This is a genomic window from Neisseria sp. P0006.S004 (assembly GCF_051963015.1).
Lineage (GTDB): Bacteria > Pseudomonadota > Gammaproteobacteria > Burkholderiales > Neisseriaceae > Neisseria.
Genome location: NZ_JBQCUS010000004.1, coordinates 116,656 through 140,807 on the forward strand (window position 1 = coordinate 116,656; position 24,152 = coordinate 140,807).

Annotated in this window: 24 protein-coding genes; 8 read left to right on the plus strand and 16 right to left on the minus strand. The window is 47.4% G+C overall.

The window, feature by feature from the left end; translation table 11 throughout:
* Positions 1-92 precede the first annotated feature (92 nt).
* Both ACTHR2_RS07510 and argF read left to right on the plus strand, forming a co-directional pair.
* Positions 93-848, plus strand: coding sequence for a methylated-DNA--[protein]-cysteine S-methyltransferase (locus tag ACTHR2_RS07510; RefSeq protein WP_263337952.1), 756 nt, complete (start codon positions 93-95; stop codon positions 846-848).
* A 128-nt stretch (positions 849-976) separates the two neighbouring features.
* Positions 977-1,972, plus strand: coding sequence for an ornithine carbamoyltransferase (argF, locus tag ACTHR2_RS07515; RefSeq protein WP_263337947.1), 996 nt, complete (start codon positions 977-979; stop codon positions 1,970-1,972).
* Between the two features lie 98 nt (positions 1,973-2,070).
* Here argF and ACTHR2_RS07520 read toward each other — a convergent pair whose 3' ends face one another.
* The 4 genes from ACTHR2_RS07520 to hemN all read right to left on the minus strand — a co-directional run bounded on the left by ACTHR2_RS07520 (position 2,071) and on the right by hemN (position 5,839).
* Positions 2,071-3,057: a TraB/GumN family protein gene (locus ACTHR2_RS07520; RefSeq protein ID WP_263337945.1), complete on the minus strand. Its 987-nt coding sequence runs from the start codon at positions 3,055-3,057 to the stop codon at positions 2,071-2,073.
* A 38-nt stretch (positions 3,058-3,095) separates the two neighbouring features.
* Positions 3,096-3,341 (minus strand): DUF1289 domain-containing protein, encoded by a 246-nt coding sequence (locus tag ACTHR2_RS07525; RefSeq protein WP_049329517.1) that lies wholly within the window; start codon positions 3,339-3,341, stop codon positions 3,096-3,098.
* 612 nt (positions 3,342-3,953) lie between these two features.
* Entirely contained in the window at positions 3,954-4,286 is a 333-nt protein-coding gene (locus ACTHR2_RS07530; RefSeq protein WP_004519629.1) for a hypothetical protein, read from the minus strand.
* Between the two features lie 131 nt (positions 4,287-4,417).
* Complete coding sequence (gene hemN, locus ACTHR2_RS07535; protein ID WP_440375571.1) at positions 4,418-5,839, minus strand: oxygen-independent coproporphyrinogen III oxidase; 1,422 nt, start codon at positions 5,837-5,839, stop codon at positions 4,418-4,420.
* A 162-nt stretch (positions 5,840-6,001) separates the two neighbouring features.
* Between hemN and fnr the strand changes: the two genes are divergently transcribed.
* Positions 6,002-6,736, plus strand: coding sequence for a fumarate/nitrate reduction transcriptional regulator Fnr (gene fnr, locus ACTHR2_RS07540; protein ID WP_039862092.1), 735 nt, complete (start codon positions 6,002-6,004; stop codon positions 6,734-6,736).
* Positions 6,737-6,822: 86 nt separating this feature from the next.
* On the opposite strand, the gene ACTHR2_RS07545 is transcribed toward fnr, so the two are convergent.
* Positions 6,823-7,773 carry a CysB family HTH-type transcriptional regulator gene (locus tag ACTHR2_RS07545; protein ID WP_070607370.1) on the minus strand — a complete coding sequence of 317 codons (951 nt, stop codon included), beginning with the start codon at positions 7,771-7,773 and terminating at the stop codon, positions 6,823-6,825.
* Positions 7,774-8,215: 442 nt separating this feature from the next.
* On the opposite strand from ACTHR2_RS07545, the gene ACTHR2_RS07550 reads away from it, so the two are divergent.
* Positions 8,216-8,977: an OmpA family protein gene (locus ACTHR2_RS07550; protein ID WP_049344881.1), complete on the plus strand. Its 762-nt coding sequence runs from the start codon at positions 8,216-8,218 to the stop codon at positions 8,975-8,977.
* A 135-nt stretch (positions 8,978-9,112) separates the two neighbouring features.
* Here the strand turns inward: ACTHR2_RS07550 and ACTHR2_RS07555 are convergent, their stop codons facing one another.
* Positions 9,113-9,541, minus strand: a complete 429-nt coding sequence (locus ACTHR2_RS07555) for a DUF4149 domain-containing protein (RefSeq protein WP_004519635.1) — start codon at positions 9,539-9,541, stop codon at positions 9,113-9,115.
* Positions 9,542-9,639: 98 nt separating this feature from the next.
* Positions 9,640-10,116, minus strand: coding sequence for a transcription elongation factor GreA (gene greA / locus ACTHR2_RS07560; protein ID WP_039862094.1), 477 nt, complete (start codon positions 10,114-10,116; stop codon positions 9,640-9,642).
* A 343-nt stretch (positions 10,117-10,459) separates the two neighbouring features.
* On the opposite strand from greA, the gene ACTHR2_RS07565 reads away from it, so the two are divergent.
* Entirely contained in the window at positions 10,460-11,869 is a 1,410-nt protein-coding gene (locus ACTHR2_RS07565; protein WP_440375572.1) for a PepSY-associated TM helix domain-containing protein, read from the plus strand.
* 212 nt (positions 11,870-12,081) lie between these two features.
* Here the strand turns inward: ACTHR2_RS07565 and rplS are convergent, their stop codons facing one another.
* The 9 genes from rplS to ACTHR2_RS07610 all read right to left on the minus strand — a co-directional run bounded on the left by rplS (position 12,082) and on the right by ACTHR2_RS07610 (position 20,988).
* Positions 12,082-12,447: a 50S ribosomal protein L19 gene (gene rplS, locus ACTHR2_RS07570; protein WP_003679470.1), complete on the minus strand. Its 366-nt coding sequence runs from the start codon at positions 12,445-12,447 to the stop codon at positions 12,082-12,084.
* 14 nt (positions 12,448-12,461) lie between these two features.
* Positions 12,462-13,211 carry a tRNA (guanosine(37)-N1)-methyltransferase TrmD gene (gene trmD, locus ACTHR2_RS07575; RefSeq protein ID WP_003684316.1) on the minus strand — a complete coding sequence of 250 codons (750 nt, stop codon included), beginning with the start codon at positions 13,209-13,211 and terminating at the stop codon, positions 12,462-12,464.
* Positions 13,211-13,720 carry a ribosome maturation factor RimM gene (rimM, locus tag ACTHR2_RS07580; protein ID WP_070826643.1) on the minus strand — a complete coding sequence of 170 codons (510 nt, stop codon included), beginning with the start codon at positions 13,718-13,720 and terminating at the stop codon, positions 13,211-13,213. The genes trmD and rimM overlap by 1 nt, the downstream gene beginning before the upstream one ends.
* 15 nt (positions 13,721-13,735) lie before the next feature.
* On the minus strand, positions 13,736-13,984 hold the full coding sequence (rpsP, locus tag ACTHR2_RS07585; RefSeq protein WP_003684452.1) for a 30S ribosomal protein S16: 249 nt from the start codon (positions 13,982-13,984) through the stop codon (positions 13,736-13,738).
* Between the two features lie 75 nt (positions 13,985-14,059).
* Positions 14,060-16,450 (minus strand): GNAT family N-acetyltransferase, encoded by a 2,391-nt coding sequence (locus tag ACTHR2_RS07590; RefSeq protein ID WP_440375573.1) that lies wholly within the window; start codon positions 16,448-16,450, stop codon positions 14,060-14,062.
* Between the two features lie 55 nt (positions 16,451-16,505).
* Positions 16,506-17,903, minus strand: coding sequence for a HAMP domain-containing sensor histidine kinase (locus tag ACTHR2_RS07595; protein ID WP_263337896.1), 1,398 nt, complete (start codon positions 17,901-17,903; stop codon positions 16,506-16,508).
* A gap of 15 nt (positions 17,904-17,918) precedes the next feature.
* Positions 17,919-18,596, minus strand: coding sequence for a two-component system response regulator MisR (gene misR / locus ACTHR2_RS07600; protein ID WP_003748666.1), 678 nt, complete (start codon positions 18,594-18,596; stop codon positions 17,919-17,921).
* 206 nt (positions 18,597-18,802) lie between these two features.
* Positions 18,803-20,635 (minus strand): PglL family O-oligosaccharyltransferase, encoded by a 1,833-nt coding sequence (locus ACTHR2_RS07605; RefSeq protein ID WP_263337892.1) that lies wholly within the window; start codon positions 20,633-20,635, stop codon positions 18,803-18,805.
* Positions 20,632-20,988, minus strand: a complete 357-nt coding sequence (locus tag ACTHR2_RS07610; protein ID WP_039862096.1) for a DUF2069 domain-containing protein — start codon at positions 20,986-20,988, stop codon at positions 20,632-20,634. The genes ACTHR2_RS07605 and ACTHR2_RS07610 overlap by 4 nt, the downstream gene beginning before the upstream one ends.
* 218 nt (positions 20,989-21,206) lie before the next feature.
* Here ACTHR2_RS07610 and hisC point away from each other — a divergent pair, with 218 nt between their 5' ends.
* From hisC to hisH, 3 genes are all read left to right on the plus strand, one after another.
* Positions 21,207-22,292, plus strand: a complete 1,086-nt coding sequence (gene hisC / locus ACTHR2_RS07615) for a histidinol-phosphate transaminase (RefSeq protein WP_263337888.1) — start codon at positions 21,207-21,209, stop codon at positions 22,290-22,292.
* A gap of 19 nt (positions 22,293-22,311) precedes the next feature.
* Entirely contained in the window at positions 22,312-23,268 is a 957-nt protein-coding gene (gene hisB / locus ACTHR2_RS07620) for an imidazoleglycerol-phosphate dehydratase HisB (protein ID WP_263337885.1), read from the plus strand.
* A 169-nt stretch (positions 23,269-23,437) separates the two neighbouring features.
* Positions 23,438-24,082, plus strand: a complete 645-nt coding sequence (gene hisH / locus ACTHR2_RS07625; protein WP_101755912.1) for an imidazole glycerol phosphate synthase subunit HisH — start codon at positions 23,438-23,440, stop codon at positions 24,080-24,082.
* Positions 24,083-24,152 lie beyond the last annotated feature (70 nt).

The window sequence follows — 24,152 nt, forward strand, 5'->3', positions numbered from 1 at the left end:
GGCTGTATAGGCTTTAAAAAACGATAGGGCGATACGATTCTTTTGTTCTTTTTGTTTTCTCTTAAGTTATCGATAATTGGACAAGGCAAAATATGATTACTCTGCCTTCTTTAAATGCGCTTCCATCAAAGTGGAATGAAATCCGAGAGCAGTTGGAAACTGACTTTCCCGCTACGCTCGAAGCCTTGCTGCACGAGCGTCTTACCGAACATGAAGCCAAGCAGTTTGAGCAGGATTTTATTGACTGTATTGGTTGTACACCTGAAGAATATGTCCGTATCCGCCGAGCTATCCGACTGTTGGAAACGCGTTATCCTGATAGTCCGAACGAACTGACTGCGGCCGCGGTTGCCACGCCGTTGGGCGAGATATTGGCGGTGTTCGGCAGTAAGGGTTTGTGTCTGCTGGAATTTGTCGGGCAGAAACATATGGAACAGGAAATCATGGCTGTCCAAAAAGCTTTGCGCGGGCAGTTTATTTTCCAAGAAAATGAGCAAACGCAACTTTTGCGCCAAGAATTGGATTTATACTTTCAAGGTCGTCTGAAAGTTTTTGCGACGCCTTTGGAAACGATAGGCACGGTCTTTCAGCAGCAGGTGTGGAATGCGCTGCTGACTATTCCTTACGGTGAAACGCGCAGCTACAAGGAGCAGGCGCAACAGTTGGGTAATCCTAAAGCCATTCGCGCCGTTGCCGCTGCAAACGGGCAGAACAAGGTGTCTATCCTGATTCCCTGCCACCGTGTTATCGGTAGTGACGGCAAACTGACCGGCTACGCAGGCGGTTTGAACCGCAAACAATCGTTGCTTGCCTTGGAGCGAGGCGAGGTTCAGACGGCCTTGTTTTGAGAGGATCTGCATTAGGGGCAGGCTTCGCACGCTGAAAAATTGAGTAGCAGAAGGTCGGGGAAGCCCGGAAAAATCTGCATGGAGAAAAATGTTGGGCAATGCCCACGCTAGAAAAAGAGAAATAAGACATGAGCCTGAAAAACCGCCATTTTTTAAAACTTTTGGATTTTACGCCGGAAGAAATTACCACCTATCTCGACCTTGCCGCCGAATTGAAGGCCGCTAAAAAAGCAGGGCGCGAGGTGCAGCGGATGAGGGGAAAAAACATCGCCTTGATTTTTGAGAAAACATCGACTCGCACCCGTTGCGCGTTTGAAGTGGCCGCACGCGACCAAGGGGCAGGGGTAACTTATCTGGAGCCTTCTGCCAGCCAAATCGGGCATAAGGAAAGCATTAAGGATACGGCGCGTGTTTTGGGGCGGATGTTTGACGGTATCGAATATCGCGGTTTTGGACAGGATGTGGTGGAAGAGCTGGCCAAGTATGCAGGCGTGCCTGTGTTCAATGGTTTGACCAACGAGTTCCACCCGACTCAAATGCTTGCTGATGCGCTGACGATGCGCGAGCATAGCGACAAGCCTTTGAACCAAATTGCGTTTGCCTACGTCGGCGATGCGCGTTACAACATGGCCAATTCGTTGCTGGTGTTGGCTGCGAAACTGGGCATGGATGTGCGTATCGGTGCGCCGAAAAGTTTGTGGCCGTCTGAAAACATTATCGAGACGGTGCAGGCTGTTGCCAAAGAGACCGGCGGACGGATTCTGTTGATGGAGAATGTGAAAGAAGCCGTGAAAGGCGTAGATTTTATCCATACCGATGTGTGGGTCAGCATGGGTGAGCCTAAAGAGGCTTGGCAGGAACGTATTGATTTGCTGAAAGGTTACCGCGTTACCCCCGAATTGATGGCGGCGGCGGAAAATCCGCAAGTCAAGTTTATGCATTGCCTGCCTGCTTTCCATAATCGTGAAACCAAAGTCGGTGAATGGATTTATGAGACATTCGGTCTGAATGGTGTGGAAGTAACGGAAGAAGTCTTTGAAAGCGAAGCCAGTATTGTGTTTGATCAGGCAGAAAACCGGATGCACACGATTAAAGCGGTGATGGTAGCGGCATTGGGCGATTGAGTTTTGCGCTCAACGCTGCTTACCGCTTCATTTAATAGAGATTAAATAAAGGCCGTCTGAAAGAAAGACTTTCAGACGGCCTTGTTGTTTGATTGGGTTTATTGCCAAATCAGGACTTTGGGTTCGGGCGTTACTTGATAGCCTTCTTGACGCAATAGTTCGATTAGGCCTTTTTCGCTGGGTAAATGGGCAATGCCGACAGCAAAGAGGGTGCTTTGTTTGGCGGATTGCTTGCGGATTTCAGGCAGCCATGCCAAGTTGCGCCGAATCAGGAGATCGTTTTTCAGCCAATCGGACATGGCTTTGGCGTATTTGGTATCAACAAGTTTGAGGGTGCGTTGTTCGGTTTCTTCCAAAAGTGGGATGAGTTCTTCAAAGCGGCCGTTTGAATAGGCTTGATGGAGTTTTTTGACATCTTCGGTTTCTTCTTTATTGGTTTTAATGCTGGCTTTCAGAAAGTTGAGCATGGTTTCTTCAGGCTGTGCTTTGAAGATTGCGGAAACTTCGTCCAAGCTTTCTAATGAACCACGCGGTTTGTTGATATTGACTGCTGCGTTGGTCAGCAACATATCTGCACCGGTTTCTGCGCTATATCCTTGGGGAAATGCGCTGCCGGCAAAAACCAATGCTGCCCACGGATGGAGCTTGTCGGCAATTTGGGCGATGGGTCGGCTTTCTTCATTTTGTGAATAGATTTCTTGTAAAAGACGGAAATCTGCTTTGCCAAGCTTGCGGCTGAGTGGTTCGGTACTCATGACTTCTTTGAAGTATTTTTGATACATTTTTGCCGTTTCCGGGCTGCTGTCCGGCAGTGGATCGACTTCTGTGGTCAGTTGGTCGGTGGATTGCAATAGTTTGACAGCATCGGAAGACAAGGTTTGATTGGTTTGCCCCATGTGGATGGTGCCGAGCAGATAGGAGTCTGGTTGGCCTTCTTTGCTGATTTTCCAAACATTGCTGGTCAGTTTAGGCTGATGCAAGTTAAGTTCGGCAGGTTTGCTTTCGGGTAAAGTTGCAGCGGGTTTGCAGGCGCCCAAGGCAAGGGCGGTAAATGGTATCAGCAGGCAGGCAAGCAGTTTTTTCATGTTTTTCCTTATTGTGGTGTGCGGTAGGCAAGGGCAAGTTAGAAATCGAGTAGGTTTTGAACTGGATGTTCGCCCGTTTCGGGTTTTTCCATTTTGCGATTGCGGATTTTGGCTTTCCTGAGGGACAGAAGGTGCATGACTTGATGCTTTTGGCTGTCAGTCATCTGGAGCCAGTACAAGCGCTCTTCCCGGCTGCGCAGGCAGCCTTTGCAATAACCTTTGGCATTGGCTTCGCAGACACCTATACAGGGACTGGGGATGGGGAAAAAATCGGGTTGTTCCATATTTTAAAAGCGTTTGAGACAAGAGACCGGACAAACCAAAATTGTAGACTACATTCGTATTTGTCTAAACACGATCGGTGTATCCAGCAGGGTTCCTAATATCCAATTGAGTTGATCGTTTCAATAAGTTTATATCTGCCACCCTAGGCATAAAAAACCTAAGAGAAACCATAAATATATCACAGAAGAAGTCAGTATCTTCCCTATCGTCAGATTTTCCCAATAAAACCTAAGTAAGAACATTATAAAAATTAAAGGAATTCCAATATAAATATAATATTTAAGCGAACCTAATTCACTGAACACGTTTATAACAGAATAGAGACCGATAAATCCACCTGACCAAAAAACAATTATTGCCGGCCCTAAAAAAATAGCCGTTATTAAATGAGGGAGCAGTATGATTTTTATCCATTCTTTATATTTGTTGTTCATTTTAATCTCAATTACTGCAATGGTATCGTATCCATTCAAATGGGGGAGCAAAGTATACAGTAACGTCACCAAGAATAATTACGGTATGTTTGGCAGAATCATGTTTTAATACATATTTGGAGTTCCGCTATATTTTGATTTTCAGACGACCTATGTGTAGCCTCAACTATCTGCATTTTATGACTTAATCAGTTTGCGCAAAGACTGATTGTTGTATTTGATATCGGCAATCAGCTGGTCATATTGGTGCATTCTACGGAGCGAGCGGGTAATCAGATAGACCGAGAAAATAATCAAGCTGATGTTCATCAGACTGACCAGTACGAGCAAAGGCCAAACATCAACGGCCTCGTACCATTTCGATGTCGCAATCAGCGCACTGAAAATAGACAAAGGGAGTGCGAAAACGGCAATGCCCGTACGCATGATAGCAAGTGCCGTGCGTTTTTCAGCAAGGAGAAGCTGCACTTGATTGATGCTGAGGATATCGTTTTGCTGTTCGGTAACCATAGGATACGCGCCTATACAAATTAACTTTGAATTCTGATAAAGCGGAAAATATGGTTTTATGTTACCCGAAAGTATTGAAAATAAAAACAAAGGTCGTCTGAAAATTTTCAGACGACCTTTACCATTGCTGTTTATACGGTTTGCGAGTATTTGGCTTTGGTTTCTTTATGGCGCAAATGGTAGTCGAACACCATGGCGATGTTGCGGATCAAGAAACGGCCCTTCGGCGTAACGGTCAGGCCGTACGGTTTGAGACGAACCAGACCGAGGGTTTCCAGTTGCTTCATATCTTCCAGTTCCGCTACAAAATAGCGGCTAAACGGAATGCCGAACACGCTTTCGTAAATTTGATAATCAAGTGAGAAGCGGCACATTAAATCCTGAATGATGTTGCGGCGCAAAATATCGTCTTGATTGAGCTGGTAGCCGCGCATAATCGGCAGATGTCCGGCATCGAGTGCGGCGTAATAGGCATCGATGTCGCGCTCGTTTTGGGAGTAGGTGCTACCGATTTTGCCGATAGAGGATACGCCGATTGCCACCAAGTCGCAGTCGGCATAGGTCGAGTAGCCTTGGAAGTTTCGTTGCAGGAAGCCTTCTTTGAGGGCGATGGAGAGCTCGTCGTCAGGTTTGGCAAAGTGGTCCATGCCGATGAAAACGTAGCCGCGCTCAGTCAGGGTTTGGACGCAATATTGCAGCATATCGAGTTTTTCTTCGCTGCCGGGAACGACATTGGTGTCGATACGGCGTTGCGGTTTGAAGATATGCGGCAGGTGGGCGTAGTGGTAGAGGGCGAGGCGGTCGGGGTCGAGGGACAAGACCGTGTCAATGGTGGTTTTGATGCTTTCGGTGTTTTGGTGCGGCAGGCCGTAAATCAAATCGACGCTGACGGATTTGAACCCGGCTTCGCGGGCGGCATCGATGACTTCTTTGGTTTCTTCGTAACTTTGGATACGGTTGACGGCTGCCTGCACTTTAGGATCGAAGTCTTGAATGCCGACACTCATGCGGTTGAAACCGAGTTTGCCCAGTTTGAGGACGGTTTCGCGGCTGACTTTGCGCGGGTCGATTTCGATGGAGTATTCGCCGTTGGGGATAAGCTGGAAGTATTTGCGGATCATTTCGAAGACGCGTTCGAGTTGGTCGTCGCTTAGGAATGTCGGCGTGCCGCCGCCGAAGTGGAGTTGCGCAAGCTGGTGTCTTCCGCCCAAATGCGGTGCCAGCAATTCCATTTCTTTTTCCAGATACTGGATATAGGCATCGGCACGGCTTTTGTCTTTGGTAATAATTTTGTTGCAGCCGCAGTAGTAGCAGATGGTATTGCAGAAGGGAATGTGGATGTAGAGTGAAAGGGGTTTGTTGAGCGCGCCCATATTGCGCAGGTTTAAAGCTTGGATATATTCGGCTTCTTTAAAGCCTTCATGGAAGCGGTCGGCGGTCGGATAGGATGTATAACGTGGACCGCTTGATGGCAAATTGGCAATTAACTCACGGTCGAATTCCGGTAATTCATTGTTTATGTTGGTGTTATTTGAGATGGGGATGATTTTCATGGTCGGGGCTTGTAGTATGAAGTAAGGAAATTAGGGAAAATTTTAGTCAAAATTTCGATAGTTTGGTAGAATGCCTCATAATGATATGCCGACTTTGACATGGGTCAATAGTTATTCGGCTTAATCAGGGATTGAGAGAACTAAGCAAATTAAAGGTGCGTTATGGCCACACACAATGCAACACATCAAATGAAAACCTTGTGTTCCACATGTTCTTTACGCGAGCTGTGTTTGCCTGTCGGACTGATGCCTAACGAATTTTCACAATTAGACGCGGTTATTCGTCAAAGCCGCCGTCTGAAAAAAGGTGAATACCTGTTCCGTGCCGGCGAGCCGTTTACCTCTTTGTTTGCCATTCGTGCGGGCTTCTTTAAGACAACAGTCGCCAGCCAAGATGGACGAGATCAGGTAACCGGCTTTTTTATGTCGGGCGAGCTGATCGGTATGGATGGGATTTGTTCCCATATTCACAGCTGTGATGCTGTGGCTTTGGAAGACAGCGAGGTATGCGAGCTTCCGTTTACACATATTGAAGAACTTGGTCAGGATATTCCCAGCCTCCGTTCTCACTTTTTCCGCTTGATGAGCCGTGAAATTGTCCGAGATCAGGGCGTTATGCTGCTTTTGGGCAATATGCGCGCTGAAGAGCGATTGGCGGCATTCTTGCTCAACCTGTCTCAGCGTCTCTATTCACGAGGATTCGCCGCCAATGATTTTATCTTGCGGATGTCGCGTGAGGAAATCGGCAGCTATTTGGGGCTGAAGCTGGAAACAGTCAGCCGCACCTTGTCTAAATTTCATCATGAAGGCTTGATTTCGGTTGAACATAAGCACATCAAAATCTTAGATGCGACAACCTTGAAGAAAATGGTTTCCGGTTGTTCGCACGCTATCTGAATCTTAGGCCGTCTGAAATATTTCAGACGGCCTTTTTAACAAGAATTAAAGAATAATTGTTAAGTTACGCAAGTGATAGTCAGATATTAAATTGAAAAATCTTCAACAACCGGCGTGTACAGAATGCGGTCGACTACTTCTCTGGTCAGTTTCGGTGCAAACATCTGGATAAAGTCATACGCGTAACCGCGCAGGTAGGTATCCGAGCGTAAGGCTATCCAAGTGGGCGACGGTTCAAATAAGTGTGCCGCATCAATAAGCTGTAAATCTTGATCGACCGCGGGATCGTACGCCATTTTGGCCATCAAACCTACGCCTAAGCCTAAGCGTACATACGTCTTCAATACATCCGTATCGGCAGCCGATAAGGCAACATCAGGTTGCTCAATATGCGCTTTATTAAATGTACGCGCAATGCTGCTGCCGGAATTAAAAGCAAATTCGTAAGTAACCAGCGGAAAAGAAGCTAAATCTTCAAGGCTTAAAGGATTGCGGCAGTCCAAAAGAGGGTGATCGTGCGGAACAATCACGGCATGGTTCCATTCGTAGCAGGGTAGTTTGCCCAACTCGGGGTGATCGTCAATGCGTTCGGTAATAATTGCCAAATCTGCTTCTCCGCTGCTGACCATTTGGGCAATGGCAGAAGGGCTGCCTTGTTTGATGGTCAAATTGACTTTAGGGTAGTTTTTGACAAATTCCGCAACGATTTTGGGCAAAGCATAGCGCGCCTGGGTATGCGTTGTCGCGATGGTTAGCGAGCCGCTGTCGTGATCGGTAAACTCGCTGCCGATATTTTTAATGTTTTGTACATCACGCAAAATCCGTTCCGAAATCTCTAATACGGCTTTGCCCGGTTGCGAAACGGAAACCACACGTTTGCCGCTGCGGATAAAAATTTGGATACCCAATTCTTCTTCAAGCAGGCGGATTTGTTTGGAAATGCCGGGCTGGGATGTAAAAAGCGCATCGGCAGCCTCGGAGACATTCAGATTGTGCCGGTAAACTTCAAGGGCGTAACGTAATTGTTGCAGTTTCATGGTGGCAGTATCGGATACGTTGTTATTGTGGATTTTGTGCGACAAACGGCATGTAATTTAACATATTTTGCCCAGTTTTGCCCCGAGTTTTGAAAATGGTTGTTTTTAATGAAAATATCTTTTAATGATATGAAAACAGGAAATTCAGGAAAGAAGAGGGAAAGGGGTTTTGTTGTTTTTGTACAACTTTAGGTAGGTGAATTGTCTGATTTTGCCCTAAATTAATGACACAAGATTGATTTTTCGGCATGATTAACTACTAGGAAGCAGGCACTTCATAATTGTTTGAAGGCATCGAGTATTGACAGTTTGCCTTGCGCTTCTTTATAGTGCAACCTGATATATCCGATTTGCCGCTGTTTTGATACTGCGGCCTGTATATTGGTACTTTGCAGCGGTTGCTTTCCTAGTCCGCCGCATAACAATTTGATGAGGGAATAAAATGACCAAACAGCTGAAATTAAGCGCATTGTTCGTTGCCTTGGTTGCCTCTGGCACCGCAATGGCCAGCGAAGCGCATACCAAACACGGTTACACCGTAAGCAGCCAATCTCAAGAAATCGTTCGTAATAACTACGGCGAATGCTGGAAAAACAGCTACTTCGACAAAGCTACCCAAGGCCGTGTTGAATGTGGTGACCGCGAAGCAGTTGCTCCTGTACAACAAGCTCCTGAGTATGTTGATGAAACTGTTTCTCTGTCTACTAAAACTCTGTTCGGCTTCGACAAAGACAACCTGCGTCCTGAAGCTCAAGAAAACCTGGACTCTTTGGCTCAACGCCTGAGCAACAAAGACGTACAAACTGTACGTGTTGAAGGTCACACTGACTTCATGGGTTCTGAAGAATACAACCAAGCTCTGTCTGAGCGTCGTGCTAACGTAGTTGCTAACTACTTGGTAGGCCATGGCGTTGCTTCTAGCAAAATCTCTGCAGTAGGTCTGGGCGAATCTCAAGCTCGCATGACTGCTACTTGTGAAGCTGAAGTTGCTAAACTGGGCAAAAAAGTTTCTAAAGCTAAGAAACGTGCTGCTCTTATCGCTTGTATCGAACCTGACCGTCGCGTTGATGTTAAAATCCGCAGCGTTGTTACTCGTCAAGTTGCTCCAGGTCAAACTATCGAAGGTCAAGGCGAATTGCCTGCTACTGATGAAGGTTGGATCCCAGCTCCTTACAATGGCGTTCACGGTTACGCTAAACCTTAATCGGTTTTTGAAAAATGCCCTGCATATTGCAGGGCATTTTTTTATGGTTTATATTTGAAGAGTCGGGGAATTCATGATTCAAAATAAAAGGCCGTCTGAAAGACTTATTTTCAGACGGCCTTTTATTAAGACAGATTAGTTTGACTTGGGCCATTTCCATACGCAAACAGCGGCGAGTATTGTACAAATCAAAAAGATGATACTGGATAAGCCGTGCCAAACGCCGAATGTTCCACCTACTAGGGACAGTAACCAGTTATCTAGTCCGTACTTGTGTGCCTCGATAACCGGCGTAACCAAAAGATGATTACAGGCTAAGAGTAGCCAAAGTACCAATATCCACCAAGAAAGTAAGGCCAGCTGCCGTCTGAAAAAGGCATAGGCTGCGCCAAAAATAACTAAGCCACAAAGTGCTGTAATAGCAAATAAAATGCCGGCAATTTCTCCTGCCAGCATTTTGGGCAGGATGCGGAATAGGATAGGGGCAGTAACATAGCCTGCTGTCAGCTGCATACCAAGCCACATGGCGGCAGCGGTTTGGATAATTTTGTATAGTAGATTCATTATGCTTCTCCTGTGAAGATTTTATTTTCTTTGATTATGGTGTTTTTAGGTACAGCAAAAGGCCGTCTGAAAATGTTTTCAGACGGCCTTTTGTTTATTTAAATATATTGCACGGCAATGATGTCATATTCACGCACGCCGCCGGGTGCTTGAACTTCTGCAACGTCGCCTTCTTCTTTGCCGATCAGGGCTCGGGCAATGGGGGAGCCAACGTAGATTTTGTGTTCTTTGATGTCTGCTTCATCTTCACCGACGATTTGGTAGGTAACTTGTTCTTCGGTTTCCAAATCTTCCAGTGTCACAGTTGTGCCGAACACAATTTTGCCTTCTGCATGGATTTCGGCAGGGTTGATGATGTGCGCCATAGAGAGTTTGTGTTCCAACTCGGCAATGCGGCCTTCGATAAAGCCTTGACGCTCTTTGGCGGCTTCGTATTCTGCGTTTTCAGACAAGTCGCCGTGTGAACGTGCTTCGGCGATGGCTTCAATGACTTCTGGGCGTGCTACGCTTTTGAGGTGTTGAAGTTCTTGTTTCAACAATTCTGCACCACGGACGGTCAAAGGGATTTTTTGCATTGAGTTCTCCATGAAAGCATGATGATGCTTTTAAAATTTTATCCGGCCACGCGCGGTAGCCGGATTGGAAATAAAAATACAAGCCGCCAAAGCTTGGCGGCTTGATGAATAAATAAGTAATGCCTGTATTCTACCAAATTCTGCCGAAACCGCAATAATTAAAACGGATTTTCAGTAAAGTGTTGTTTTCTGTCTATTTTGTTTTTCAGACGGCCTGAAAACTAAATATTGAAGTATTTCAAAGCTGCATCGGAAAAACGGTTTCTTAAATGAATGTTTTTGATTAAAATGCCTGATACTAATTCGTAATAATTAGTCTGCTTTGACTATATAAAGAGAATATATGGAAACAAAACCAACTTCCCAAAATGAACAACAGGCTAACCGCCGTTATTTGACTGTTTGGCGATGGCATTTTTATGCCGGACTTTTGGTTGCGCCGTTTTTAACCCTGCTGGCTGTTACAGGGTTGGGAATGCTGCTATTTGCCAATATTACCGGTAAAGAAGGCGAGCGCATACATGTTACGCCTCAGGCAGTGGTTCAGCCTTTGTCGGCTCAGGCTGAAGCTGCCAGACAGTTTGTGAATCCGGAAACTTCCTCTGTGGTGCAGTATATTGCGCCGCGCACAGATGATATGGTTGCCGTATTCCGCGTGAACAATGACGATAAAGCCACTATGGTTGCCGTTGATCCCTATACGGCAAAAGTCGTGAACACGATGCCGCGCGGTCAAGGCTGGTATCACACGATGGATGAAATCCACGGCGATATTATGATTGGGGCGACAGGGGACTACCTGTTGGAAACCGCTGCGTCGCTAACCATCATCATGATTGTGACCGGTATTTATTTGTGGTGGGTAAAACAGCGTAGTCTGAAGGCTGTTTTTTTACCTAAAGCAGGCAAAGGTCGTTCTTGGTGGCGCAACCTGCACGGTGCATTTGGCTCTTGGATTTCTTTGATTTTATTGCTGTTCTGTCTGTCAGGTATTGCTTGGGCAGGTATTTGGGGCGGTAAAGTGGTTCAGGCGTGGAGCCAATTTCCTGCGGGTAAATGGGGCGTGGAGCCTAATCCGGTATCTTCCGTACCAACCCATGGTGATGTGCTGAATGACGGTAAATCTAAAGAAGTTCCGTGGATTTTGGAGCTGACGCCTATGCCGGTTTCCGGTACGACAATGGGCGAAAATGGCATTAATCCGAGTGAGCCGATGACGTTGGAGACGGTTGACCGCTTTGCGCGCGAAATTGGCTTTAAAGGCCGCTATCAGTTGAACCTGCCTAAAGGTGAAACCGGCGTATGGACGCTGTCGCAAGACTCAATGAGCTACGATATGATTAGTCCGACTGCGGATCGTACGGTACACATTGATCAATACAGTGGCAAAATCCTGGCTGATATTCATTTCGATGATTACAACTGGTTTGGTAAATTCATGGCGGCAAGCATTGCTTTGCATATGGGTACACTGGGCTGGTGGAGCGTATTGGCAAATGTCTTGTTCTGTCTGGCGATTATCTTTATCTGTGTCAGCGGCTGTGTAATGTGGTGGAAACGCCGTCCTTCGGAAGCACGTGGTTTGGTTCCTCCTGCACAGAAAATCAAATTGCCGGTATGGTGGGCAATGGCTGCGCCACTTCTGATTTTGGCCGTGATTTTCCCAACAGCCATTGCCGCAATCGCTGTTATTTGGATTTTGGATACATTGTTGTTATCACGTATCCCAGCATTGGCAAGATGGTTTAAATAACCGTCCGATGTTATTAAAGGCCGTCTGAATCTTTTGTTTCAGACGGCCTTTTTTATAAAGGTTAAAAGAGGTAGGTAAGTTACGATTCTGTTTAAGTTTATATGTAAAATGGAGATTGTGGTTGGCTTGCAGGATTGGTGTAAGAAAGACGAGGAGATCTTGTATAAAAACAAAAAACCCACTTCATTGAAGTGGGTTTTTGATGAAAGCTATTAACCTTTGCGAGCAGGCAATTTTTCTTTAATGCGAGCTGCTTTACCGGTCAGGCCGCGCAAGTAGTACAGTTTGGCGCGACGTACGTCACCACGGCGTTTAACTTCGATTTTTTCTACGGTAGGAGAGTACAGTTGGAAAGTACGTTCTACACCTTCGCCGCTAGAGATTTTGCGAACGATGAAGTTGCTGTTCAGGCCACGGTTGCGGCGAGCGATAACAACACCTTCGTATGCTTGCAGACGGCTGCGAGAACCCTCAACTACGCGTACAGATACGACAACGGTGTCGCCTGGAGCGAATTCAGGGATTTCTTTGTTCAAGCGAGCGATTTCTTCTTGCTCTAATTGTTGAATCAAGTTCATTTGTTTTTCCTAAGTTATGATTGGATTTCCTGTTGCTCTTGCAAGATTTCTTTTAAGAGGCGGGATTCCTTTGGGATTAAACTGCGCTTTTCCAATAAATCAGGTCGGCGCTCTAAAGTGCGTCGCAGTGATTGTTTCAATCGCCACTCGGCAATCAAGCCATGATTTCCTGAGCGTAAGACATCAGGAACCATCATGCCTTGGAATTCTACGGGTTTGGTGTAATGAGGACAGTCTAAAAGGCCGTCTGAAAACGAGTCTTGTTCGGCTGACTGTATATCGCCCAATACGCCCGGAACCAATCTTAAGACAGCATCCATCAACATCATGGCGGGTAATTCGCCACCTGAGACGACAAAGTCGCCAATGCTGATTTCTTCGTCCACACTGCTTTGCAGTAGTCTTTCATCTATGCCTTCATAGCGTCCGCATAGAAGAATAAGATGGGGCAGTTCGGCAAGTTCTGCAGCTTTTTTATGTGTCAGCGGCTGACCTTGCGGACTGAGATAAATTACTTTGGCAGGTTTTTGCGAGTTTGCTTTGGCTTCTTCAATTGCCGCTTGAAGCGGCGGCGCCATCATAATCATTCCCGGACCACCTCCGAAGGGGCGATCATCGATATAGCCAAGTTTGTTGTCGGCAAATTTTCGGGGATTGATGGCTTGAAACTGCCAAAGATTTTGTTTTCTTGCTCTGCCTGTAACGCCGTATTCGACAATACTGTCGAACATCTCTGGGAAAATGGTGATGGCTTGAATCAGCATCAGTAGTCCAAACCCCAGTCGGCAATAATGGTTTTGCTGTCGGTATCGACAGATTCGATATAGTTGGAGACGAAGGGAATCAGGATTTGTCCGTGTTCGCCTTTAATCATCAAAACATCGTTTGCACCGGTTTCCATCAGGTTGCTGACTTTGCCGAGGATGATGTTTTCTTTGTTGATGACGGTCATGCCGACTAAATCTGCCCAGTAGTATTCGTCTTCTTCAGTAGGGGCGAATGACTCTCTGGGAATTTCGATGGTATAGCCGCGCAAGGCAAATGCTTGATCGCGATCGTCTATACCTTCAAATTTGACCTGAAGTTCGCCATTGACAATTTTACCTGCCTCAAGCACAACATTCAGGGTTTTGCCATCCTTGCACAACTGCCACTCGGGGTAGTCCAGCAGGCTGTCGGTATATTCGGTATTGGCAGCAATTTTAAGCCAGCCTTTAATGCCGAATACGCCTTTGATGTAGCCCATGGCTACCCGTTTTTGAGTGTCTGTCATGGTCGTTTCGGCTGATTAAGCAGCGATTTTTTGCTCTTTAATCAGTTTGGCAACTGCGTCGCTAACTTTCGCGCCTTGAGCAACCCAGTGGTTGATGCGGTCTGCGTCAAAACGTACGCGTTCTTGTTTTTCGTTGGCAACGGGGTTGTAGAAACCTACGCGCTCAATGAAGCGGCCGTCACGACGGTTGCGAGAGTCAGTTACGACTACGTTGAAGAAAGGGCGGTGTTTTGAGCCGCCGCGAGCCAAACGGATAACTACCATTTTGAGTCCTTTTGAAAAATGCGGATATATAGAAACCGCTAATTTTAGGATATTTCACACGGGTTATGCAAGTTTTTATTTGTTTTTGTTGCTGTTTTGCCATTCGTTCAAATCGAGGCTGGCTTGATACAGGCCGCGGTCGGTTTCCGACGGGGTAACGGTAAATCCTGATTTTTCAGCGAGTTTGAGCATTGGTGTGTTTTCTTTGAGGATTTCCGCATTCATGGTTTGGTAACCTTGCTGTGTGGCAGTTTGGATAATGAGGCTCATCATTTTGCCTGCCAAGCCGGTTTTGCGTGCTTCAGGTGCCAAAGTAATGCCGAACTCGCACTCATTACGATTGATGCGGCTGTAACGGCTGACTGCGACGATACGGCCGTCTGAAGCGAAGGCTGCCCACGCGCATTCGGTATGAAAATCGGGACGGGTCAGCCGTGCGAGTGTGGGCAGCGGTAACTCGTTGGTATGGGTCATAAAGCGCGTATAGCGGTCGGCCGCGGGTAATTGGCGGACAAATTTTTGTTTGGCTTCGGCATCTTCAGGTTCTAGTGCGCGGATGTGCAGTGTGTTGCCGTCGGGCAGGGTAAAGGTATCTGTTTGGCTCGGATAGGGTGCGAGTACGTTTTGTATCTCGGGCGTTTCGGTTTTAGGGTGCAGCAGTTCGGACGCGGCTTCGCCGGTGTTGCGTAGGAATTCGGCTGCGGCCGGATTTTTTTGTTGGAGGTAGGCGGCGGCACTTTGCATTTTAGCAGCGGCCTGTTCTAAGGTTTGGACGGCTTTTTTAGGAATTTTGGTTGTTGGTGCAACAGGTTTTTCCACGATTTCTGGAATGATGGCGCTGCTGTATTGGCTGCCGTTATAGTTGAGGACAATGTCGCCGATATGCTGGTTGTTGTGGATAAGCGTGTTTAGGGAATGTAGGAATTGATTGAGAACGGACGTGTTGTCAAGTTCTGCAAATTGGCTTAAATGCTGGATATCAAGTGTGGTAAAAGGAGGTAATGCGGCTTCGGTTTGGCCGTTGTAATGGGCGGTAAGGATGTTGCCGTAAATGGCATGTCGGCTGAATCGGAATTGAACGGCATCATGCTTTTGGGTTTGGCACGGAGGCAGGTATAGGGCCTCTGCCATCAGGTCGGTTTGACCGGATGCAATGGCTTTATCGATGCTTTTGCTTTTTGGTGTTTTCAGACGGCCTGTTTTGGCTGGCGCAGGGGTATTTTGCACCTGTTGCAAATAGGCGGTTTGATTGCGGAAATAAAGTGTCAGCAAGGCTTCTTCCGGCGTGTTAAACCGAGTCAGGCCGTCTGAAAAACGATAGCTGACGAGAATGGGCTTGCTGGTTTTTTGTGCCAAATTATCTAGAGTTTGATGAATGCTGTACGCATCCGGCGTATCTGGCGAAATAATGCCGAGCAGGGCTTGAGTATGTGGATTTTGTAATTGTTCGAGCACCAGACGGTGGATGCGTGCAGGCGTGGGGTTGCTGCCGATGCAGCCTTGTCGGATGGATGGTACTTCGGTTGGGAGGTCGAGGGTCAATTCGCAGGCATCGGCGGTAGTGCGCAGCCATTCTATCGGCGTATCGGACAGAATGGTGGGGTTGGTAATGACGGGAATGCCAGAAAGGTGGGCTTTTAGGGCTGCTTCCAGTTCGGCGTTATTGAATACCGGTTGGAAATTGCAATGGCGGCTGAGGCTGCGTAGGATGGCTTTGTCTGTGTCGTCGGTGTAGTGTGTGGACAACAGGATAAGCGGGGTGTGGCGTGCAAAGTGTCGGATGGCGCTGAACAGTTCGCGTTGGTTTTCGGCCGGATTGCAGTGGATGACGGCAACTTTGGTATGGCGGTTGTGGCCGAAGCGGTTGAGCCAGTCGGCCGATGTGGTAGGGCTTAGATCATAGTTGAGGCTGATGTGGCGCGATACGCCTTGGTGCAGTGTGTTCAGCAGGTGGTTGATGTTGCGGCTGACAGTGCTGTGGCCGGTCAGTAACGCGATATGGCCGGCCGGATAGTCGGCTTGGGTGCCGATATTGAGGTTGAGCGAGGGGAGTTGGATGCCTGCGCTGTTGCACACGGTGATGTTCAATTCGTCGCCGTGATGTTTTTGAATGATGGAACGGGCGTTTTTGCAGGATTCGGGCGGCAGGTTTTCCCAATTTTGAATCAGGATAATGTGGCGTAGGTTTTTTTTACGGCAGGCTTTGAACAGCGAGTCGTAATGATCGGGCGGGATAACGGCAACAACCAAATCGGCTTGGCCCGGGATTTTGCTGAGGCTGGAGTAGGAGGGAATGCCTGCGACACTGCTGTGTCGAAGATTGACGGGGGTAATTTTGCCTTGATATGAGGAACCGAGCAGGTGGCTGAAAATGCGCTCGCCAAGGCTGTGCGGACGTTCGCTGGCGCCGACTAGGATGATGTGTTCAGGCATGAAGAAGTAGCCGGTTTGGGCAGTTGCGCTCATGATGGTTCCTTATTTGTGTTTTTGGCCGTCTGAAAAGTTTCAGACGGCCTTATTTTTAGACTTCTTTTTTGTCTCCGGCTTTCTTTTTGGGAAGGATGAAGCGCATCCTCAGGCCGTTGGGTTTGACATTTTCAGCAATGATTTTACCGCAGTGCTGTTCCATAATGTGCTGCGTCAAGGCAAGCCCTAAACCTGTACCGGGCTTGTGCGCGCTGGAGTCGGCGCGATAAAAGGCAGTGAAAATATGCGGAAGCTGCATTTCGTCTACGCCAGGCCCGTTGTCGGTCACATCGATAATCCAGTTTTTGCCGTCTTGTCCGATATGGGCTTGAATGGTGCTGCCTTCCGGACTGTAATTGATGGCATTACGGATAACGTTGTCGAAGGCGCGGTATAGATAGCCCTCGTTGGCACTGACCACGGCATTTTCAGGGATTTTGGGATCAATGCGCAGGGTAACGCTTTGGTTGTTTTGGTGGGCAATGCTTTGGTTGTCCTCAATCAAGTTGGTTAAGAACGGAACGAGTTTGAGGTTTTCTTTTTCCAAAGGAATATTGGAAGTTTCCAGGCGTGAGAGGGTCAATAATTCACCTACCAAAGTATCCATGCGCACCAATTCGCCTTCAAGCCGCTTGAGGTATTGCTCTTGTTTTTGCGGCTGAGATTGAATCAGGCCGACAATTGCCTGCATGCGTGCCAGCGGCGAACGCATTTCATGAGAAACGTGGTGCAGTAGGTGGCGCTCTTTGGCAACAAGTTTTTCAAGTTTCTCGGCCATTTTGTCGAACTGCACGGCAAGGTGGGACAATTCGTCGTCACGATCGTCAACTTGTTGGGAAATGCGGGTTTCGAGTTCGCCATTGGCTACTCTGTCCATGCCGCCGCCAAGAATTTTAATGGGCTTGGTGATGTTGTTGGCAAGGATATATGCCATCAAGAGGCCGACGATGATGATGAAAGACAGAATGATAAATTCGTGCCAAATCGGCGAGAGCGGCAGGCCGGGAATGAAAAGCGGGCTGGGCAGGCGCTGGGCTTGATGGTTGTCCCAGCCTTTAATGAAGAAGAGGTATTCTTCGCCAAAACGGTCGTATTCGATGTGTGCCAAATCAGATTCGGGATTGTTGATGGCAAAGATGCGGGCGCGTTCGATGGACAGGCTGTCGATATTGCGGCCTAAAATATCTTTTTTATCGTCGCCGGTAATCACATAAACGGCATTGGAAACAGGATTGTTTTTCCATTCCGAAAGAATTTCACGCGCACCGCTGTCTCCGCGCGAGTTAAATGCGGAGATGATGCTGCTCATCAATGTGGTTTCGATGGTGCGGCGTTGGTTGAATTGGTTTTCGGCGAGGGTGTTTTGTACCAGCCAAAATGAAAAACTCGCCACAAAGATTGCGCAGACGATGACTGCGCAAAATGTGGCGAAAATGCGTTGAAACAGTTTCATTGATCTGTTTAATCTTTAGTTTTTAACAAACAGGTAGCCTAAGCCGCGTACAGTTTGAATCAGGGAAGCATCGCCCAATTTGTGTCGGATGCTGGAGATGTGTACGTCGATGCTGCGGTCAAATTTAGCCAGTTTGCGGTCGAGTGCTTCGATAGACAAGGTCTCTTTGCTGACAACTTGTCCGGCGTGGCGCATCAAAACTTCGAGCAGATTGAACTCGGTGCTGGTCAATTCAAGCGGAGTATCTTTGATGCTGGCTTGGCGTTTGGCAGGGTAGAGGACAACGTCGCTGACAGAAATGCTGTTAGGCGCGTTGTTTTGTTCGTTGCTGTGTTGCGCGCGGCGCAGGATGGCGTTGATACGCGCCAAGAGTTCGCGCGGTGTGCATGGTTTCGGTACGTAATCGTCCGCACCCATTTCCAAACCGATGATGCGGTCGATGTCATCACCTTTTGCAGTCAGCATGATGATGGGTACTGTGCTTTGGGTGCGTACGTTTTTCAGTACGTCCAAACCGTTCATTTTAGGCATCATGGAGTCTAATACGACGACATCGTATTGTCCGGTCAGAATTTCTTGAACGCCGGCTTCGCCGTCGGGAACGCTATGAACGTTGAGGCCTTCGGCAGTCAGGTATTCGGTCAGCAATTCGGTCAAGAGAGCATCGTCATCTACGAGTAATACGCGACTCATGGAATTTCCTTTTCGTGATTGTATGCGCTGCGGTACTAAATGGCAGTACGGCGCTTAAAATAGAGTTGTGTTCAATCTTAACATGCAATCTGCTTTTGTTGATAGCGTAATTTTCTGTGCTTTTGCGCTTTTTTGCATAGAAACTTGTCGCTCTTTACATTTTCAGACGGCCTGTAAGGACAAACTGACAATTGGGCGTGTTTTGTTTAGGGTTTGTCGCATGATTGGGCGGTTTGGTGTTTCGGTGCGTTGATGAAATCTTTGCAATCGGATAAAAGTTTGGGCAGCAAGGGGGCGAATGCCGGGTGGCTGCGTATTTTGTCGGCGTAGAAATACATCATATAGGGGTAATAATATTGCACTGCCTGCATCCATTGCGCACCTTCTTCTTTTTTGCCTTGTCGGTAGAGGTAGAGGCCGACTTGATAGGCGCTGGAGTAGGGCCGGTAGGTCAGGGCTTTGAGTGCGGCTTCTTCCGCCCACGGGCGGATGTAGGCATCGGTCGGGTCTGCACGTTTGCTCAAGCTCAAATCGGCGTAATAGGCAAGCATGGGGCTTTCTTTGGAAAGTCGTTGCAAGCCGTCGATTTTGTTTTGAACCGTTTGCTGATCATCGGTTTTCCCTACACGGCTATATTGGGTCAGATTTTGATATTCCCAGCTGAGGTTTGCTATGCCGATTAAAATCGATAAAGCAGCTATACCGCCTGCCCATTGTCTGATTAGGGTAGATAAAGGGCCGTCTGAAACATCTTTCGGATAAGAGGGTGTCAACGACAGAATCAGGCTAAATACGGTGAGGAAGTAGATATACCAAAGCGGATATTCGAGCATGCTGTGGCAGAGGCTGACGGCGGCGGCAGTCAGTAAAAACAGGGATGCCGGCGTTTGGTTGCGGCCCGATAGTCGCCATACGGCTGCAAGCAGGGTTAAGGTTGCGAGCAAGGTGCCGGCAATGCCCATTTCGGACAATAACTGCATGACGATATTGTGCGAATGGGTAAACAGTACGCCGAGGATATTGTTAGGGAAGTATTGTTGTTGGGCATTGATCAGGAAGGTTTGCTGGGCAAAGCTGTTCCAGCCATGGCCGAACCAAGGTGCGGATTGAAAGGCAATCCATGCCTTGCTCCATTCGATTTGGCGCATGGAACCTTCAAAACCGCTGGTGCCTGCGCGTTCGACAGCGGTTTCGTATTTGATGTTGCCAAACAAATCCAACAGGCTGCCCATGCCGAATTGGAAAGCGGCGGCCAGGATTGCGGTCAGAAGGAAAATGCACAGTGCGCGTTTGTATTGGAAATGGGTACGCCAAAACCATAATGGCGTAATCAGGAATAGGGCGGCAATGTAGCCTAAGATGGTGCGCGAGTTGACAAGGCCGAGGGCCGCAGTCAATGCCAATACAAACAGAAAACCTGCTGTATTGGACATTTTGCGCGCCGTCCATAAATAGGATGCCGCCAAAATGCCCCACATTAAATAATGTCCCAAATGATTGCGCTGGCCGAGTTGGCCGTTTACGGTACCGCTGCTTCGGGCAATGATGCCGTTCAACCACTCTACGTTAGACCAGCCTTTAAATTGCAGCCAGACGATGACGGCCTGTATGGTTGCACCTATCAATAAAGACCAAGCAAAGATGCTGACGACGCGTTCCTGTCCGTAAGCTGCTACCCAACCCCGCACCGACCATGCGCCCAGTGCCAAAATAACAAAGGTCCAGGCGGTAATATCGCTCATGCCGGGGTAGGTGGAATACATGAGGCGCGCTTGGAGCGACCAAAATGCGGCCATGGCAAACAAGCCGATACTGAGTGCAGGAAGGCGGATATTCAGCAGACCTTTGTGTGCGCTAATCAATGTTAGTACCAACGAGCCGCTCAGTGAGATGGCTTCCAAATAAAAGCTGGGCAGTGGACCGACTCGGTAGAGCGAGAGAAAAGGGACGGCGCAAATCCAAAGAAAACTGAGCCATAAAGGCCAAAAGGTTTTTACTGAAGATTCAGTCAGGCCGTCTGAAAGTGTGTGGTAGGTCATTTTGATGTGTGTTTTTGTTGTTTGATAAATGCAAGGCAGCCGAGGAAAAAGGCAATGCACAATAATACGGAAACGGCGGCGCAAATACGGCTGGCGAGAGCCGTGTCTGCCAGGCGCATACAGGCTTCGGCAAAGTAAATCAGAATCAGCATGGAGCTGTATTGGTAAGTGTAGATGCGTTTTTTCAAAATGCCGGTCAACGGCAAGCACAAAGGCAGGGCTTTCAGTGCCAACCATGAGCCGCCTTCGCGCAATGGCGCGATCCATAATTCCCATGATAAGGAAAGCAGGATCAGCAGGATAAGGCTTATGGAAGTTGCAAGATAAGGTAATGGGGAGCGTGTATTGTTCACAATATTGAGAGTGTAAAGCCGTACTGGAAAACTTGAAATTATACCGCTAAAAAGGCGGGATAAGCCAAGAATATTGCTTAAAGGTACTGAAGAAAGGATTTATTGTTTTTTCTTCAAATAAATGAAAATTTATCTCGTTTTATAGTCTTATTAATATATATATCTAATAAAGATTGTGCTACTATTATAAATACTTTATCTCAGGAGGATAGAAAACCATGAATCGCGTTGCTGAAGTTATCCGTGATGATATTAAAGTAATGACAGCCTATCAGGTTGCTGATTTGCCGGAAGGTTTTATTAAGTTGGACGCTATGGAGTGTCCGCATCATCCTTTCGCCGGGTATGAATCTTTATTGTCAGAATGGGCGGACTTGGCAAAGCAGGCACCGATTCATTTGTATCCCCATACTGCCAAGAGCGGTATTTATGAAGAATTGAGGGAAGTTTTCGGTATTCCCAATAAAGCGGAAATCGCGTTGGGTAACGGCTCCGATGAGCTTATCCAATTTTTGACCATGTTGGTTGCCAAACCAAATGCGCGTGTATTGGGTATTGAGCCAAGTTTCGTTATGTATCGTCATAATGCCGCGCTTTATGGCATGGAATATGTCGGTGTTCCCTTAAATCCGGATTTCTCTTTAAATCTCCCTGCCGTTTTGTCCGCGATTGAGCAACATCAGCCGTCATTAATTTTTATTGCTTATCCCAATAATCCTACCGGCGTGTGCTTTAAGCGAGAAGAAGTGGAGGCAGTTATTCATGCCGCTACCGGCATTGTGGTTGTCGATGAGGCATATGGCGCGTTTCATCATGACAGCTTCCTTCCGTGGGCGGGCGAAGTCGAAAACCTGGTCGTAATGCGCACCATCAGTAAAATCGGCTTTGCCGGCTTACGGATGGGATATGCAGCGGCAAGCCCAAGCATTATGGGTGAACTGGCCAAAATCCTTCCGCCTTACAATATGAATCAATTAAGCTTGGCGGCGGCAAAATTCTCATTGAAACATCATCAAATCATTCAGCAAAACATTGATACATTAAAAAATGAGCGCTCGCGCGTGATGAATGAATTGTTGAAATTAAACCGTTTGGAAGTTTTTCCGAGCGAAGCCAACTTTATTACCGTTCGCGTTCCTGATGCGAACGAGCTGTTTGAAACATTGAAGCAAAACCGCATACTGATTAAAAAACTGCATGGCAGCCATCCGCTTTTGGATCAGTGTGTCCGCATAACCATAGGCTCGGCAGCGCAAAATGATGCTGTCTTGGCGGTTATTAGAAACCTTTACCCCAATCTTTGATTCCAAGGAAACTACCATTATGAACAAAGCTCAACTGCATTTGACCAATTTTCTGTTACTGGTTGAAGAAGCCGGCTCATTAACCAAGCTTGCACGTGCTTGCGGTTATGAAAATTCCGCCTCTTTGTCTCAGCTCAAACGCCGTTTGGAACAACAAGCAGGCGATGAGTCTGCACGCGGCATTCGTCCGAGCTTGGCTGCTAAGTTGGAATCCGGCATGCACAAACGCAAAGGCTGGCTGAACCGTGACCACAGCAAAGACCAAGAAAAAGCAGCAGCGGTTGAAGCCGCGCGTTTGGAAAAACAAACTGTCGAAGCAGTTGAAGCTGGTGTTTCAACCGAAGGCCGTTTTGTTACCGTTACCCGCAATACCTGCGAAACCCAAATCACCGTCAGCCTCAATCTTGACGGTACCGGCAAATATCGTCTGGATACCGGCGTTCCTTTCCTTGAACACATGCTTGCCCAAGTGGCGCGTCATGGTTTGATTGACTTGGATATTACCTGCAAAGGCGATTTGCACATTGACGACCATCACACGGTTGAAGACATCGGTATCGTGGTGGGTCAGGCCCTGAAACAAGCGCTTGGCAATAAAGCCGGCATTACCCGTTATGGCCATGCCTATGTTCCACTGGATGAAGCGTTGAGCCGTGTAGTCATCGACCTTTCCGGCCGCCCTGGTTTGGTGTACAACATCGACTTTACCCGCGCCCTGATCGGCCGCTTTGATGTTGATTTGTTTGAAGAGTTTTTCCACGGCCTTGTGAACCACAGCATGATGACCTTGCACATCGATAACTTGAGCGGCCGTAATGCACATCATCAAGCCGAGACTGTTTTCAAAGCCTTCGGCCGCGCATTGCGCATGGCGGTCGAATACGATCCGCGCATGATGGGTCAAACGCCTTCTACCAAAGGCACGCTGAGCGAAGAGTCTGTTCAGGAAGAAGCAGAAGCCGCATCTGAAGAATAAGGAATCGTTTGAGTGAATAAAGGCCGTCTGAAACCAATTGGGATTTCAGACGGCCTTTTATTATTTGTCTTGTATATCGACAATATTTTGTTTTAAACCATCTTTTGCTACAATCATTCTTATTATTATATTAATCATTAAATGTTTTCAGACGGCCTGAGGAGAAGCAATGAAAGTAGCGATTGTTGATTATGGAATGGGAAACCTGCACTCAGTATTGAAATCTGTTCAGGCGGCGCAGGTTTTGTCCAATCAAAATGCCGAGGTTTATCTGACTTCGCGGCCTGAAGAGGTGATGGCGGCGGATAAGGTTATCTTTCCGGGGCAGGGTGCCATGCCGGATTGCATGTCGGCGCTGAAGGCAAGCGGTTTGGGCGAGGCTGTTTCAGACGGCCTGAAAAACAAGCCGTTTTTTGGAATTTGCGTAGGTGCGCAATTATTGTTTGAACACAGCGAAGAAGGCGATACAGATGGTTTGGGTTGGTTTGAAGGTCAAGTAAAACGGTTTTTGCCCAATCAAACCGATGAGCAAGGAGGCCGTCTGAAAGTGCCGCATATGGGGTGGAATACAGTGCGCCAAACCCGTCCTCATCCTTTATTTCAAGACATTGGGCAGAACGAGTATTTTTATTTTGTTCACAGCTATTATTTTGCACCGAAAAATGAAGAGATTGTTTTAGGCGTCAGCGAATATCCGAATGAATTTGCCTGCATTGTCGGTAAGGACAATGTGTTTGCCACACAGTTCCACACGGAGAAAAGCCATCAGGCAGGATTGCTGCTGCTACGTAATTTTTTAAATTGGCAGATTTGAGGTTTTTAACATAAATCTGCTAAAAATCGCTAATTTGTGTAAAATATACTGAAATTGAATAGAGGAGAAG